The organism is Paenibacillus forsythiae T98 (assembly GCF_000520735.1).
Lineage (GTDB): Bacteria > Bacillota > Bacilli > Paenibacillales > Paenibacillaceae > Paenibacillus_AQ > Paenibacillus_AQ forsythiae.
This window is the reverse complement of sequence record NZ_ASSC01000195.1, coordinates 1-514: the sequence shown is the minus strand read 5'-3', so window position 1 is coordinate 514 and position 514 is coordinate 1. Positions and strand designations below refer to the sequence as shown.

1 protein-coding gene is annotated in these 514 nt (G+C 69.6%); it reads left to right on the top strand.

From position 1 onward, the window contains the following. Nucleotide 1: 1 nt before the first annotated feature. A partial coding sequence (locus tag L692_RS28015; RefSeq protein ID WP_036722458.1) for a Rossmann-fold NAD(P)-binding domain-containing protein occupies nt 2–514 on the top strand: 513 nt, incomplete at its 3' end.

Below are 514 nucleotides of genomic sequence, written 5' to 3'. Positions count from 1 at the left end.
GTTGGCCGATGCGAGGGGCATCGCCGAAGAAGCGGCGGCGCTGCTGCGCCGAGCGGGCGGTCGCTGCTTGCTGGCCGTCGCCGGGGACGAGTACGCCTTCGGCGGCGAAGCTCAGGCCAGCCTAATCGACCCAGCAGACCCGGGCCATTACGACCGGCTGCTGGCCGATGCGGTGCAGGAGGCGGGAGGTGCGCTGTCCGGCGTTGCGCACGTCTGGAACGTTGACTTGCCTGCGCCAGCGGAACTGGCTGGACGGCCGCTCGGCGGCGAGTGGGAGCGGATCAAGAGCCTCGGCACGCATTCGCTCTTGTACTTGGCCCAGAGTCTTGCGTGCACCGGCGCCGACACCGGCGTATGGATCGTCACGCAAGGGGCGCAGAGCGTGCCCGAGGCGGAACGCCCGCTAGCCGTATTCCAGGCGGGCGCGTGGGGGCTGGGCCGGTATATCGGACAGCAGGAAATGCGCCAGTACGGCAAAGGGCTGATCGATGTGGACCCGCGCGCTTCGGCCGCA